Below are 12,805 nucleotides of genomic sequence, written 5' to 3' on the forward strand. Positions count from 1 at the left end.
GAGTCTACGGGGTCACCGATCCAGACGCGTGCCGGTCGCCAGCTCGCGCGTCACCTCGGCGAGCCGCTCCACGCCGCCATCGCGCAGTGCCCGCACGAGCGCGGTTCCCACGATTGCACCGTCGGCGTATTCGAGCACGCCGGAGATCTGCTCGGCGGTGGAGATGCCGATCCCCACACAGGCCCGTTCGGCGCCGTGAGCGCGCAGCCTGCCGACCAGGGTGCGCGCGGCCTTGTCGAGCTCGGCTCGTTCTCCCGTGATGCCCATCGTCGACACGGTGTAGACGAATCCGGTGGAGGCTCCGGCGATCAGGGCGAGGCGTTCATCGGTGGAGGTCGGAGCGGCGAGGAACACGCGGTCCAGTCCGGTCCTCCTGCTCGCCTCGATCCACTCCGGCGCCGCCTCGGGCGTGATATCGGGTGTGATGAGCCCCGCCCCGCCTGCGGCGAGAAGATCATCGGCGTAGCGACCGACGCCGTACTGCAGCACGGGGTTCCAGTAGGTCATCACAACGACCGGCACGTCGACGGCCGCCGTGATCGCGCGGACCGCGGTGAACAGATCGGACATGCGAAAGCCTGCGGCCAACGCCGTCTGCGTGGCCTCCTGAATGATCGCGCCGTCCATGACCGGGTCGCTGTACGGCGGGCCGAGCTCGATGATGTCGACCCCGTTGCGCGCGAGGGCGATCGCGGCGTCGATGCTCGTCTGCAGATCGGGGAAGCCGACGGGCAGGTAGCCCACGAAGGCGCCGCGACCCGCGTCGTGCGCGGCGCGGATGGCGTCGTCGAGACGGCTCATCCTTCGGCTCCCTCGTCGTACAGGCCGAAGTACCGGGCAGCGGTGTCCATGTCCTTGTCCCCCCGCCCGGACAAGCACACGGCGATCACGGCGCCCGGCCCGAGGTCGCGGCCGATGCGCAGGGCTCCGGCGAGGGCGTGGGCGGACTCGATCGCGGGAATGATGCCCTCGGTCCTGCTGAGAAGACGCAGCGCCTGCATCGCATCGTCATCGGTGGCGGGGATGTACTCGGCGCGCCCGATGTCGGCGAGCCACGCGTGCTCGGGGCCGACGCCCGGGTAGTCGAGACCGGCCGAGATCGAATGCGACTCGATCGTCTGGCCGTCGTCATCCTGCAGCACGAAGGTCTTCGCGCCGTGCAGCACGCCGGTGCGGCCTCGTTCGATCGAGGCGGCATGCCGGTCGGTGTCCACTCCGTCGCCGGCGGCCTCGACGCCGTACAGCTTCACGGTGTCGTCATCGAGGAACGCGTCGAACATGCCGATCGCATTCGAGCCCCCTCCCACGCACGCGACGACCGCATTCGGCAGGCGCCCTGTCTCGACGAGCAGCTGCGCGCGCGCCTCTTCGCCGATGATCTTCTGGAAGTCGCGCACCATCGCGGGGAACGGGTGGGGACCCGCCGCCGTGCCGAAGATGTAGTTGGTCGTCTCGACGGTCGCCACCCAGTCGCGGTAGGCGTCGTTGATCGCGTCTTTGAGCGTGCGCGATCCGGTGGTCACCGGAATCACCTCGGCGCCAAGCAGGCGCATGCGGGCCACGTTGAGCGCCTGGCGCTCGGTGTCGACCTCGCCCATGTAGATCGTGCAGTCCAGCCCGAACAGGGCGGCCGCCGTGGCGGTGGCCACGCCGTGCTGGCCGGCACCGGTCTCGGCGATCACGCGCGTCTTTCCGATGCGCTTGGTCAGCAGCGCCTGGCCGAGCACGTTGTTGATCTTGTGCGAGCCGGTGTGGTTGAGATCCTCGCGTTTGAGAAACACCCGGGCTCCCCCGGCGTGCTCTGCGAAGCGGGCCACCTCGGTGATCGGCGACGGACGACCGGCGTACGAGCCGAGCAGCGCCGCGAGCTCCTCACGGAAAGCGGGATCGACCATCGCCGACTCGTATGCTGCGGTGAGCTCGTCGATGGCGGCGATGAGGGATTCAGGCATGTAGCGACCGCCGAAATCGCCGAACAGGGGCCCCGGCTGATCGCGCAGGCTCATCGCGCCGCTCCCGTCGAGACGGGGAAATCGCCGGCGTCGAGGAAAGACTGCAGCGTCGTGACCGGATCGCCCGTGACGAGCGCCTCGCCGATGAGGACGACATCCGCACCCGCGCGCCGGTAGTGCTCGACATCAGCGGGCTGCAGCACAGCGGACTCGGCGATCTTCACGGCTGTCGACGGGATGCGGTCGGAAAGCCGCCCGAAAAGGTCGCGGTCGAGCTCGAGAGTGCGCAGATCGCGCGCGTTGACGCCGATGACCTCCGCACCCAGGTCGAGAGCGATCTCGAGCTCCTCCGCCGAGTGCGTCTCCACGAGTGGGGTCATGCCCAGCTCGCGAATGAGGAGGTACAGCTCGCCGAGCACCTGCCGATCAAGACCGGCCACGATGAGGAGGGCCAGCGAGGCTCCGGCGGCGCGGGCTTCGAGCACCTGGTACGGCGTCGCGATGAAGTCCTTGCGCAGCACGGGAAGAGAGACGGCTCCCACGACCGCATCGAGGTCGGCCAGGCTTCCGTCGAAGCGGCGCTCCTCGGTGAGCACGCTGATCGCCGACGCCCCGCCGCGCTGGTAGAGGGAGGCCTGGAGCGCGGGGTCGGGGATCTCGGCCAGTCGCCCCCGTGAAGGACTGGAGCGCTTCACCTCGGCGATGATCTTCACCCGGTCGGCGGGAGCGAGCGCCTTGCGCGCGTCGGTCGCGGGCGCTTGGGCGAGTGCGTCGCGCTCGACGTCGCGCAACGGTCGCTGCAGCTCACGACGGGCGGCGTCTTCGACAGCGCCGGCCGTGAGGTCGGCGAGGACCATCAGTGGGCCTTGGGGGTGTACTTCGGTCCCTTGACGCCGTATCCCGCCTTCGCCATGACCACCCCGACGATCATCCCGACGACGACGATGCCGACCGACACCCACACCACGACGGGAACGTCGAGGAAGAACGCGGTGGTGCCGATGGCGATGCCCACGAGCATGATCACCACGGCCGTCCAGGCGGCAGGCGAGTGTCCGTGACCGGGATCGGCGATGGGGTTGCTCATGTTTCCTCCGAGGATGCTGTGGGGGTCGAGGCAAGTCTACCGGTGTCGTGCGCGCCGCTCGGCGCCGCGGGAGGCGGGTCGCATCCGGTCAGCGCGTGGGATCGGTTCCACCGCTGAGCTCGTCCCACGACTCGACGGCATCGACGGGTCCGTCGCTGGGCCGGGCCGTGGACTCGAAGCGGCGCCCGCCGCGTCGCCACCGTCGAGCGCTGATGAGCACGATCACGGCGGCGAGCAGCACCACAGCCCATCCGACGAGGGCGAGCCACGGCCACGCGGTCGGGGTGATCCCGTCCACGACACGCGACAATGCCTGCTGCCCGGCGAGTCCCGTCGCCTCGGTCAGCGCGGGTGACACGGCGCTCAACGGCGGGTCGACGACGATCGGGATCGTCTGCGCGATGAGCACGACGGCGACGCCGACGCCGACCACCGCAAAGACATAGCGGAGCACGACGCCGACCAGTGCGACGGCGGCACCGAGGGCGAGGGCGGTCAGACTCAGCGGGGCCAGCATGGGTAGCGCGGTGGCGCCGGCCACCTCGATCCGCTCCCCACCGTCGGCGCGTGCGACCAGCAGCCAGGTCTGGGTCGAGGAGATGATCCCGATCCCTCCGCCCAGCACGAACAGCAACGCGCTGAGCGACCGTCCGCGCCGCTGCAACCCGCTCACCTCGCGCCTCCGTCGCCCTCCGCCTGGCCGGCGACGACCGGCTCCAGATCCACGGCGTCGAAGCAGGTGCGGGTGCCCGTGTGGCAGGCCGCCCCGATCTGATCGACGAGCAGCAGCACGGTGTCGCCGTCGCAGTCCAGACGCGCGCCGCGCACGTGCTGAACGTGCCCCGACGTGTCTCCCTTGCGCCAGTACTCCGCACGGGAGCGCGACCAGAACACGGCGCGCCCTGTCGTGAGGGTGCGTCGCAGCGCCTCCTCGTCGGCCCAGGCGAGCATGAGGACCTCTTTGGTGTCCCACTGCTGGACGACGACCGGCACGAGGCCCTGTTCGTTGAACCGGACTCCGGAGAGGGAGGACAGGGTCATCGCACCGTCACCCCCGCGGTGCGCAGGGCGTCCTTCACGTCGGAGATGCCCAGAGCGCCGGAGTGAAACACGCTCGCGGCGAGCACCGCATCCGCACCGGCCTCGATGGCGGGCGCGAAGTCCTCGACCCGCCCCGCCCCGCCCGAGGCGATGACCGGCACGCTGGAGACCTCGCGCATGAGGCCGATCAGCTCGAGATCGAACCCGGCCCTGGTGCCGTCGGCATCGATGGAGTTGACCAGCAGTTCGCCGGCCCCGCGTTCGATCGCCTCACGCGCCCAGACGAGAGCGTCCAGCAGCGTCTCGGTGCGACCGCCGTGCGTCGTCACGACGAATCCGGACTCGGTGTTCGTGCTGCGCTTGACGTCGAGGGAGAGCACGAGCACCTGCGCGCCGAACCGGTCGGCGATCTCGCCGATCAGATCGGGCCGGGCGATCGCCGCCGAGTTGACACCCGCCTTGTCGGCCCCCACCGAGAGAAGTCGGGCGACGTCTTCGGCTGAACGCACACCGCCGCCCACGGTGAGCGGAACGAAGACCTGCTCGGCCGTGCGCCGCACGACGTCGTATGTCGTCGCCCGGTCATCGACGGTCGCGGTCACGTCGAGGAAGGTGATCTCATCGGCACCCTGGGCGGCGTACAGACGCGCGAGCTCGACAGGATCGCCCATGTCCCGCAGGTTCTCGAAGTTCACGCCCTTGACGACCCGGCCGTCGTCGACGTCCAGGCACGGGATGACACGGGCCGCGAGCGACATCACAGCCTCGCAGCGTCGATCGCCGTGACCAGCAGCGCCCGCGCGCCGAGGGCGTACAGGTCGTCCATGACCTTGTTGACACCGCGGCGCGAGATCATGACGCGAACGGCCACCCACTCGGGATCGCGCAGCGGCGACACCGTCGGGGACTCGCGGCCGGACGCGATCGCGGTCGCCTGGTCGACGAGGTGCGCGGGCAGGTCGTAGTCCAGGAGCACGTAGCGCCGGGCGACCATCACGCCGCGCAGCCGACGCAGCAGCGTGTCGGTGCCCTCGGCCCCATCCTCGCGGCCGATGAGCACAGCCTCGGACTCCAGGATCACCGGACCGAAGATCTCCAGCCCCGCCTGGCGCAGGGTCGTGCCCGTCTCGACGACATCGGCGATCGCATCCGCAACCCCCAGCCGCACGGCCGACTCCACGGCGCCGTCGAGCTTGACCAGCTCGGCCTCGATGCCCTGGTCTTCGAGGAACGTCGAGACGAGTCCCGGATACGCGCTCGCGATGCGCACGCCGCGGAGGTCTTCGACCGACGCGTACCGCCCCGCGGGCGCGGCGAAGCGGAAGGTGGATGCACCGAAGCCGAGCGACTGGATCTCGGTCGCGGGCAGGCGCACATCCAGCAGCAGATCACGGCCCGTGATCCCCACATCCAGGGCGCCGGAGGCGACGTAGGTCGCGATGTCGCGCGGGCGCAGATAGAAGAACTCGACGTCGTTCTCGGCGTCGACCACGTGCAGGGTCTTGGCGTCGCGGCGGCCGGTGTACCCGGCCTCCTGCAGCATCTCGGAGGCGGTGTCGGACAGCGATCCCTTGTTCGGGACGGCGATGCGGAGCATGAGGGTCTTTCGTGTCGAAACGACCGCGTCGCGGCGATCGTCAAAGAAATCGGGACGGAGACGGCTCAGAGATGTCGGTAGACGTCCTCGGTCGTCAGACCCTTGGCGATCATCATCACCTGCACGTGGTACAGCAGCTGAGAGATCTCCTCGGCGGCCGCCTCGTCGCTCTCGTACTCCGAGGCCATCCACACCTCGGCGGCCTCTTCCACGATCTTCTTGCCGATCGTGTGCACACCGCCATCGAGCTCCCGAACCGTACCGGAGCCCTCCGGACGCTCGAGGGCCTTGCGGCTGAGCTCGGCGAAAAGGGAGTCGAAGGTCTTCACCCGTCCAGGCTAGCGGCTCGCGCGAGATCCCGGAGCCGCATGATCGCCGCCTCCACATCGTCGGCTCCGTACACCGCGGACCCCGCGACGAACGTGTCGGCGCCCGCCGACGCCGCCATCTCGATGGTGGCGTCGGAGATGCCGCCGTCGACCTGGAACCAGGGCGTTGCCCCGCGGCGCGCCGCCTCGTCGACGAGCGCGCGCAGCTTGGGCATCGTCTCGGGCATGAAGCCCTGGCCACCGAAGCCCGGCTCGACGGTCATCACGAGGATCTGGTCGAACTCACCGAGCACGTCGTACAGGGCCTCCCCCGCCGTGCCCGGCTTGATCGCGACGCCGGCCCGCGCACCGATGTCGCGCAGCCGCCGCGCCAGGCCCACGGGATCGGCGGCGGCCTCCAGATGGAAGGTGACGCTCGCCGCACCCAGCTCGGCGTACCCCGGCGCCCAGCGATCCGGACCGGTGATCATCAAGTGCACATCCAACGGCACTGGGCATGTCGCCTGGATGCGCTCGACCATCTGCGGTCCGAACGTGAGGTTGGGCACGAAATGGTTGTCCATCACGTCGACGTGCGCGAAATCGGCCGTCGCGATGCGGGCGAGCTCTGCCTGCATGTTCACGAAATCGGCGGCGAGGATGCTCGGATTGATGCGCGGGCTCGTGGGCTGCCCGGTAGACGGGTCGGACGCGTTCGGCATCCTCCCATTATGGTCAGCGCGCACGCACGCTCAGTCGCGCCGGCGCAAGAGGGCGAGGAACATCGCATCGGTACCGTGCCGGTGCGGCCAGAGCTGGGCCTGCCCTCCCCCGCTGCGCGGTGCGGGAATGTCCAGCGGCGCGAGCGAGACGCTCTGCAGCACGGCACGGGCGTCGAGCTCGTCGATGTCGTCGCGCGTGCGCAGCACGCTCTGGACGACGACGGCCGTCTCTGCCAGATGCGGAGAGCAGGTCACGTAGGCCGCGATGCCGCCGGGCGCGAGGGCGTCGAGCGCCGCGGTCAGCAGCTCTTCCTGCACGGGGGCGAGCACGGCGACGTCCTGCGGGGTCTTGCGCCAGCGCGCCTCCGGCCGTCGACGCAACGCGCCCAGGCCCGTGCACGGGGCATCCACGAGGATGCGGTCGTAGCGCCCCCCACGTTCGGCACCGATCGTGCGGCCGTCATCCTCCGTCACGGTCACCGCGAGTGGCACGGCGCGCACCGCGCGGCGGACGAGTCCCGCCCGAGCCGGCACGATCTCGTTCGCGTCGAGCTGCGCCCCGTGCTGCAGCGCTTCGGCGGCCAGCAGCGCGGTCTTGCCGCCCGGACCCGCGCACAGGTCGAGCCATCGTTCCCCCGATCGCACGGGCGCGGCTCCGACGAGCGCGAGGGCGACGAGCTGGGAGCCCTCGTCCTGCACGCGGACGCGCCCTCTGGCGGCCTGCACCACGGTCGACGGGTCACCGCCCGCCGAGGCGAACGCCGTCGGCGCGTACGGGCGTCGCGGCTCGGCGGGCTCGGCCAGACCGGGAAGCGCCACGAGGGTGACCTCGGGGGCGTCGTTGTCGGCCGCGAGCAGCTGCTCGAGCTCGTCTTCCCGCCCCTCGGCGGCCAGCGCCCGGCGCAGGGCGCGGATGATCCACACCGGATGCGCGGAGCGGAGTCCGAGCCTTTCGTCGTCGGAGCGCGCGGCCTGCTCGATGTCGTGCTGCCATGCGTCGGCGTCCCTGGCGGCGACGCGCCGCATCACCGCGTTGACGAAGCCCGCCGCCGAGCGCCCTCCCTCGCTGGCGGCAAGGTTCACCGACTCGTTCACCGCCGCATGCCTGGCCACGCGCATGCCGAGGAGCTGGTGGGTGCCCAGGCGCAGCGCATCGAGCAACGCGGGGTCGATCTCGTCGACGCTGCGGTCGGCCGCCAGGGCGATGACGGCGTCGTAGGTGCCGCGGCGTCGCAGTGTGCCGTAGGCGAGTTCGGTGGCGAGCGCCGCGTCCTGCGTGGACAGCCCCGCCTCGCGGATGGCGCCGGGGAGCAGGAGGTTCGCGTACGCATCCGACTCCGCCACGGCGCGCAGCACGTCGAAGGCGACCCGACGCGCGGGCTGCACGGGGCGCGTCCGCCCGACCGATCCCCTGCCTCGCTCCGCGCCGCGTCCTCCGCGTTCTGCACCGCTTCTCGCCTGTGCGGACGACCGGCGTCCGTCGGCGCGGTCCCCGGGTCGGCGCGCCTTGCGTGCGTCGTCGCTCACGCGTCTGCCCCCGTATCGAATGCGGCGCCGTCGCGGAGCCCGCGGAACCAGTCGGAGGCCGCCATCGCGGCCTTGCCCGCAGGTTGCACGCGTGTGATCAGCAACGCGTCGGTGGCGGTGCCGACGAGGACGCCGCCGCGAACACCGTGCAGCTGCCCCGGGCGCAGGTGAGCATCCGCATCCACAGCCCGCGCCATCGCCAGGACCTTGACACGCGTCTGTGCCAGCGTCGTGAACGCCCCCGGCTCTGATGTCACGCCGCGGTACCGTGCGAACACCTCGTCTGCCGGGCGCATCCAGTCCACGAGCCCGTCCTCTGCCTCGAGCTTCGCGGCGTACGTGCTGTCGCCGCTCTGCGGTATCGCCCGCGCGGTGCCGTTCGCGAGGGAGGCCACGACGTCCGACACGAGCCTCGCCCCGTCATCGGCGAGCGACGCGAGCGCCTCATCCGCCGTCGCGTCCGGCGCGATATCGTACGTGCGCGTGGCGAACACGTCGCCGGCGTCGAGCGCCGGGACGAGTCGGAACACGCTCGCCCCCAGCTGCTCCTGGCCCGCCATCAGCGCGCGCTGCACGGGCGCGGCTCCGCGCCAGGCAGGCAGCAGCGAGAAGTGCAGGTTGATCCATCCGTGCACCGGTGTGCTCAGGAGCGGTTCGCGGACAAGCCCGCCGTATGCGACGATCACGCCGAGATCGGGCGCGAGCGCAGCGATCTGCTTCGTGACCTCATCGCCGAGTCGGCGCTCTTTGAGGATGGCCAGACCGAGTTCGGCGGCGGCCAGTGCCACCGCAGACGGCGTCATGACACGCTTGCGCCCCACCGCGGCATCCGGACGCGTCACGACTGCCACGACCTCGTGCTCGGCGGCCAGCCGGCGCAGAGTGGGAACAGCGGCAGCCGGCGTGCCGGCGAAGACGAGGCGCATCCAGGTTCCTTCGCATGATCCGCCCGGGCGGAAGGGTCAGAGTGTCGAGTCAGCAGACGACGTGGTCAGAGGTCGGGCTCGATCACATCGAGCCTCACCGAGAGCGTAGTCCGGGCGGACGCTCCGCGCCTGCGTCGCCGGCCCATCGCCTCTGCCACGACGGCGGCCCGCAACGCTGCGGACACGCGCGTACCCTCGGCGTACGGAAAGCGCACGAGTGCGCGGAAACGTCCGGGCTCCTCCTCATCTCGAGAGACGGGGCCGAGGACGGCGTCGTCGGGCAGTGCCAGATCTCGCAGCGCGTCAAGCGCGCGCCGCACGCCCTTGTCGGTGCCGTCGATCTGCGCGACGCGCACGGTCGGCGGCATGCGCAGGGGTGCCCGCTCGCCGAGCTCCGCACGGGCGTACGCGGCCTGGCTCCACGTCGCCAGCGCCCGGGCGACCGGTCCGTCCACGCCCACCAGGTGTACGGGCGCGCGCGGTGCGGCGAGGGCGGCGGCATTCGACCACCACCGCAGGCACGACTCTGCGATGCGCAGCTCGGGCGCCTGCAGCATCCTCGAGCCGTCGAGCAGCACCACAGCCCGATACCCGCCCTCGGCGCGGGGCTCGGCGCCCCGCGTGGCGACGACCAACGCCGGACGCGCGTCGATCTTGTTCACCGGGTGGGCGCCGTCGGCGACGATGACCCGCACACCCGGGAACGCCCGGCCGAGCTCATCGGCCGTGCGCTCGCTTCCGGAACCGGCGAGGCGCAGCTTGTCGGCTCCGCAGGATCCGCAGGTCCAGGCCCGTGCGGAGCGACCGCACCAGGCGCAGACCGGAACCGCTCCGCGGTGCGCAGCGCCCAGCGGGCCCGCGCACGTCGCGCATCGGGCGGGCGCGCGACACGAGTCGCACACCAGCGATGGGGCGAAGCCCGGGCGCGCGACCTGCACGAGCACCGGCCCCTCCTTCGCAGCCTGCCGTGCCGCGAGGAACGCCCGCGAGGGCAGGCGCTGGCCGCGCCGCTCGAGGTCGTCGACCGAGTCCAGCATGACCCGAGGCAGCAGACGGCGCCGGGCTGTGATGCTCTGCAACCAGCCCGATTCCACGAGGCGTTCGACGTCGGTCGTGCGCGTGTGCCCGACGAACAGCAGCGCCGACTCCTCGCCCTCTTGGCGCAGCAGGGCGACATCCCGTGCGTGCGCATACGGGGCGAGCGGTTCGGCCAGCAGCCCGTCACCGTCGTCCCAGATCGCGATCAGCCCCGCGCGCACCGGCGCATAGGCTGCGGAGCGATTGCCGACGACGATGCACGGCTCGTCGTCGAGGGTGCGCAGAAAGGCCCTGTAGCGCTCCGGATTGGGTTGACGCGAATCGAGCCGGACGACCCGGTCCTCTCCCACGAGTCCGACGAGGGCATCGACGACCTGATCGAGATCCCGGTGGTCGGGAACGACGACGATGGCGGAGGCTCCCGTACCGAGCGTCGCGGTCGCCGCCGCGGCGAGCAGTCGCGCCCACTCCGGGTGCCCGTCCTCATGCAGACGCGGAATCGCCTCCGCCGCCGCCCGACGGCGCTCGGCGATCACGTCGGCGAGCCCCTCGTACGTGTCCAGGATCGCGTGCGCTTTCTCGACGCGATCCTCCGCGATCATCGCCGGGGCCGCCGACTCCTCCGCCCGCGCCGCGAGCCAGGCCTTCTCGACACGCACCTGACGCTTGGGAATCACCAGTCTCAGGACGTCGGAGACACCGCCCGCCGCGCGATCGGCGACCCGGCGCGCCAGCGTGTACAAGCGCTCGGGAAGCACCGCGGCCGCCGACACGACGGCATCGATCTCCGAGAGCGCCCTCGCGTCGTCGGGTTCATCCGCCGTGTCGATCACGAAGGCGTCGACGACGCGCCCCGCCGAGCGCAACGGCACTCGCACCCGGATGCCGGAAGCGACGGATCCTGCATGCTCGTCGCCGATCGCGTAGTCGAAAAGCCGGTCCAGCTGCGGCAACGGCGAGTCGAGGACGACGCGCGCGATCCGCCGAGTCACGGGATCACATCCCTACGGCGCGGCGCAGCTCCTCGGCGCGGGTGGTCTGCTCCCACGTGAAGTCGGGCAGCTCGCGGCCGAAGTGGCCGTACGCGGCCGTCTGCGCGTAGATCGGGCGGAGCAGATCCAGCTCTTCGATGATCGCCTGCGGACGCAGGTCGAACACCTCGGAGATCGCCGCAGTGATGACGTCGTCGGCGACGGCGCCCGTGCCGAAGGTCTCGACGTACAGACCCACGGGTTGCGCGACGCCGATCGCGTACGCGACCTGCACCTCCAGCCGCTCCGCGAGCCCCGCCGCCACCGCGTTCTTGGCGACCCAGCGCATCGCATAGGCCGCCGAGCGGTCGACCTTCGACGGATCCTTGCCGCTGAACGCGCCTCCGCCGTGGCGGGCGGCGCCCCCGTACGTGTCGATGATGATCTTCCGCCCGGTGAGCCCGGCGTCGCCCTTGGGGCCGCCGATGACGAACGGACCGGCCGGGTTGATGTAGTAGGTCACATCCTCGAGGTCCAGGCCGGTGTCGGCGAGCACAGGATCGATCACGTGCTGCTGCACGGCGTACCGGAGGTCGTCCTGCGAGATGTCGGGGTGATGCTGGGTGGACAGCACCACCGCATCGACGGTCTTGGGCGTGAACCCGTCGTAGCCGAGCGTCACCTGGGTCTTGCCGTCGGGACGCAGGAAGGGCAGCACGCCGGATCGACGCACGGCCGTGAGCCGCTCGGCGATGCGATGCGCCGTCCATGCGGCCATCGGCATGAGCTGAGGCGTCTCCGTCGTCGCGAAGCCGAACATGATGCCCTGATCGCCCGCGCCGAGGCGGTCACGCGCGTCGTCGGACCCGCCACGATGCTCGAGCGCCTGGTCGACGCCGGCGGCGATGTCGGAGGACTGCTCGCCCACCGAGACGCTCACCCCGCACGACGAGCCGTCGAAACCGGTGTCGCTGGAGGTGTAGCCGATGCCGTTGACGACATCGCGGACGATCGTGGGGATGTCGACGTACGCCTCCGTGCGGATCTCGCCGGCCACGTGCACCAGGCCCGTCGTCACGAGCGTCTCGACGGCGACACGGGAACCGGTGTCGCGCGAGAGCAGGCCGTCGAGGATGCTGTCCGAGATCTGGTCGCAGATCTTGTCGGGATGCCCTTCGGTGACGGATTCGGACGTGAACAGGCGCAACGCGCTCATCGATGGCTCCAGGAGGTCGCGGTCGATCCCGTCGACGGGCGGGATCGTTCCAGTATGGCCGGAGCCGCCGACACCCCGCGAAGGATGACGACGGCTCCGAAATGTCGAGTACTACTCGGCGTGGCGGATCCGGAGCTTGTCCTCGTTGATCTCGTGCAGCGCGATGGTGAGCGGCTTGTCCTCGACGGAGGAATCGACGAGCGGGCCGACGTTGTCGAAGAGGTTGCCCTCGTGCAGGTCGGAGTAGTAGTCGTTGATCTGGCGCGCGCGCTTGGACGCGTAGATGACGAGCTCGTACTTCGACTCGACGCGGTCGAGCAGGTTGTCGATGGGGGGATCGATGATTCCCTGGTTGCTGCCGGCCATGGTGGACCTCCTGGTTGGGGGCGACGGTGTGCCGCACGATGTGCGAGAGCGCGC

15 protein-coding genes are annotated in these 12,805 nt (G+C 70.7%); all 15 read right to left on the reverse strand.

Going from position 1 to position 12,805, the window contains the following annotated elements:
- Nucleotides 1-12: 12 nt before the first annotated feature.
- The 15 genes from trpA to rpoZ all read right to left on the reverse strand — a co-directional run bounded on the left by trpA (nucleotide 13) and on the right by rpoZ (nucleotide 12,751).
- A complete protein-coding gene (gene trpA / locus BKA02_RS12610; protein ID WP_179434524.1) occupies nucleotides 13-801 on the reverse strand; it encodes a tryptophan synthase subunit alpha in 789 nt (262 codons plus the stop codon).
- A complete protein-coding gene (trpB, locus tag BKA02_RS12615; RefSeq protein ID WP_179434525.1) occupies nucleotides 798-2,006 on the reverse strand; it encodes a tryptophan synthase subunit beta in 1,209 nt (402 codons plus the stop codon). Before trpB ends, trpA begins: the two co-directional genes overlap by 4 nt.
- Nucleotides 2,003-2,809 carry an indole-3-glycerol phosphate synthase TrpC gene (trpC, locus tag BKA02_RS12620; RefSeq protein ID WP_179434526.1) on the reverse strand — a complete coding sequence of 269 codons (807 nt, stop codon included), beginning with the start codon at nucleotides 2,807-2,809 and terminating at the stop codon, nucleotides 2,003-2,005. The genes trpB and trpC overlap by 4 nt, the downstream gene beginning before the upstream one ends.
- Complete coding sequence (locus tag BKA02_RS12625) at nucleotides 2,809-3,039, reverse strand: DUF6704 family protein (protein WP_179434527.1); 231 nt, start codon at nucleotides 3,037-3,039, stop codon at nucleotides 2,809-2,811. Before BKA02_RS12625 ends, trpC begins: the two co-directional genes overlap by 1 nt.
- 88 nt (nucleotides 3,040-3,127) lie before the next feature.
- Nucleotides 3,128-3,712: a Trp biosynthesis-associated membrane protein gene (locus tag BKA02_RS12630; RefSeq protein ID WP_343045412.1), complete on the reverse strand. Its 585-nt coding sequence runs from the start codon at nucleotides 3,710-3,712 to the stop codon at nucleotides 3,128-3,130.
- Nucleotides 3,709-4,080 carry a phosphoribosyl-AMP cyclohydrolase gene (hisI, locus tag BKA02_RS12635; RefSeq protein ID WP_179434529.1) on the reverse strand — a complete coding sequence of 124 codons (372 nt, stop codon included), beginning with the start codon at nucleotides 4,078-4,080 and terminating at the stop codon, nucleotides 3,709-3,711. The genes BKA02_RS12630 and hisI overlap by 4 nt, the downstream gene beginning before the upstream one ends.
- A complete protein-coding gene (hisF, locus tag BKA02_RS12640) occupies nucleotides 4,077-4,838 on the reverse strand; it encodes an imidazole glycerol phosphate synthase subunit HisF (protein WP_179434531.1) in 762 nt (253 codons plus the stop codon). Before hisF ends, hisI begins: the two co-directional genes overlap by 4 nt.
- Nucleotides 4,838-5,677 carry an ATP phosphoribosyltransferase gene (hisG, locus tag BKA02_RS12645; RefSeq protein ID WP_179434533.1) on the reverse strand — a complete coding sequence of 280 codons (840 nt, stop codon included), beginning with the start codon at nucleotides 5,675-5,677 and terminating at the stop codon, nucleotides 4,838-4,840. The genes hisF and hisG overlap by 1 nt, the downstream gene beginning before the upstream one ends.
- A gap of 65 nt (nucleotides 5,678-5,742) precedes the next feature.
- Nucleotides 5,743-6,006: a phosphoribosyl-ATP diphosphatase gene (locus BKA02_RS12650; protein WP_179434535.1), complete on the reverse strand. Its 264-nt coding sequence runs from the start codon at nucleotides 6,004-6,006 to the stop codon at nucleotides 5,743-5,745.
- Nucleotides 6,003-6,707 carry a ribulose-phosphate 3-epimerase gene (gene rpe, locus BKA02_RS12655; protein WP_179434537.1) on the reverse strand — a complete coding sequence of 235 codons (705 nt, stop codon included), beginning with the start codon at nucleotides 6,705-6,707 and terminating at the stop codon, nucleotides 6,003-6,005. Before rpe ends, BKA02_RS12650 begins: the two co-directional genes overlap by 4 nt.
- A 30-nt stretch (nucleotides 6,708-6,737) precedes the next feature.
- A complete protein-coding gene (locus BKA02_RS12660; RefSeq protein WP_343045413.1) occupies nucleotides 6,738-8,093 on the reverse strand; it encodes an RsmB/NOP family class I SAM-dependent RNA methyltransferase in 1,356 nt (451 codons plus the stop codon).
- 137 nt (nucleotides 8,094-8,230) lie between these two features.
- A complete protein-coding gene (fmt, locus tag BKA02_RS12665; RefSeq protein ID WP_179434541.1) occupies nucleotides 8,231-9,160 on the reverse strand; it encodes a methionyl-tRNA formyltransferase in 930 nt (309 codons plus the stop codon).
- A gap of 65 nt (nucleotides 9,161-9,225) precedes the next feature.
- Nucleotides 9,226-11,190, reverse strand: coding sequence for a primosomal protein N' family DNA-binding protein (locus BKA02_RS12670; protein WP_179434543.1), 1,965 nt, complete (start codon nucleotides 11,188-11,190; stop codon nucleotides 9,226-9,228).
- A gap of 4 nt (nucleotides 11,191-11,194) precedes the next feature.
- A complete protein-coding gene (metK, locus tag BKA02_RS12675) occupies nucleotides 11,195-12,385 on the reverse strand; it encodes a methionine adenosyltransferase (protein WP_179434545.1) in 1,191 nt (396 codons plus the stop codon).
- Between the two features lie 111 nt (nucleotides 12,386-12,496).
- Nucleotides 12,497-12,751, reverse strand: coding sequence for a DNA-directed RNA polymerase subunit omega (gene rpoZ / locus BKA02_RS12680; RefSeq protein ID WP_179434547.1), 255 nt, complete (start codon nucleotides 12,749-12,751; stop codon nucleotides 12,497-12,499).
- Between the last annotated feature and the right edge of the window lie 54 nt (nucleotides 12,752-12,805).

Source organism: Microbacterium pseudoresistens, from assembly GCF_013409745.1.
GTDB lineage: Bacteria > Actinomycetota > Actinomycetes > Actinomycetales > Microbacteriaceae > Microbacterium > Microbacterium pseudoresistens.

Excerpts from the sequence above, each read along its gene's own strand:
- trpA (WP_179434524.1), bottom strand. The coding sequence starts at position 801 with ATGAGCCGTCTCGACGACGCCATCCGCGCCGCGCACGACGCGGGTCGC.
- trpB (WP_179434525.1), bottom strand. The coding sequence starts at position 2,006 with ATGAGCCTGCGCGATCAGCCGGGGCCCCTGTTCGGCGATTTCGGCGGT.
- trpC (WP_179434526.1), bottom strand. The coding sequence starts at position 2,809 with ATGGTCCTCGCCGACCTCACGGCCGGCGCTGTCGAAGACGCCGCCCGT.
- BKA02_RS12625 (WP_179434527.1), bottom strand. The coding sequence starts at position 3,039 with ATGAGCAACCCCATCGCCGATCCCGGTCACGGACACTCGCCTGCCGCC.
- hisI (WP_179434529.1), bottom strand. The coding sequence starts at position 4,080 with ATGACCCTGTCCTCCCTCTCCGGAGTCCGGTTCAACGAACAGGGCCTC.
- hisF (WP_179434531.1), bottom strand. The coding sequence starts at position 4,838 with ATGTCGCTCGCGGCCCGTGTCATCCCGTGCCTGGACGTCGACGACGGC.
- hisG (WP_179434533.1), bottom strand. The coding sequence starts at position 5,677 with ATGCTCCGCATCGCCGTCCCGAACAAGGGATCGCTGTCCGACACCGCC.
- rpe (WP_179434537.1), bottom strand. The coding sequence starts at position 6,707 with ATGCCGAACGCGTCCGACCCGTCTACCGGGCAGCCCACGAGCCCGCGC.
- fmt (WP_179434541.1), bottom strand. The coding sequence starts at position 9,160 with ATGCGCCTCGTCTTCGCCGGCACGCCGGCTGCCGCTGTTCCCACTCTG.
- metK (WP_179434545.1), bottom strand. The coding sequence starts at position 12,385 with ATGAGCGCGTTGCGCCTGTTCACGTCCGAATCCGTCACCGAAGGGCAT.
- rpoZ (WP_179434547.1), bottom strand. The coding sequence starts at position 12,751 with ATGGCCGGCAGCAACCAGGGAATCATCGATCCCCCCATCGACAACCTG.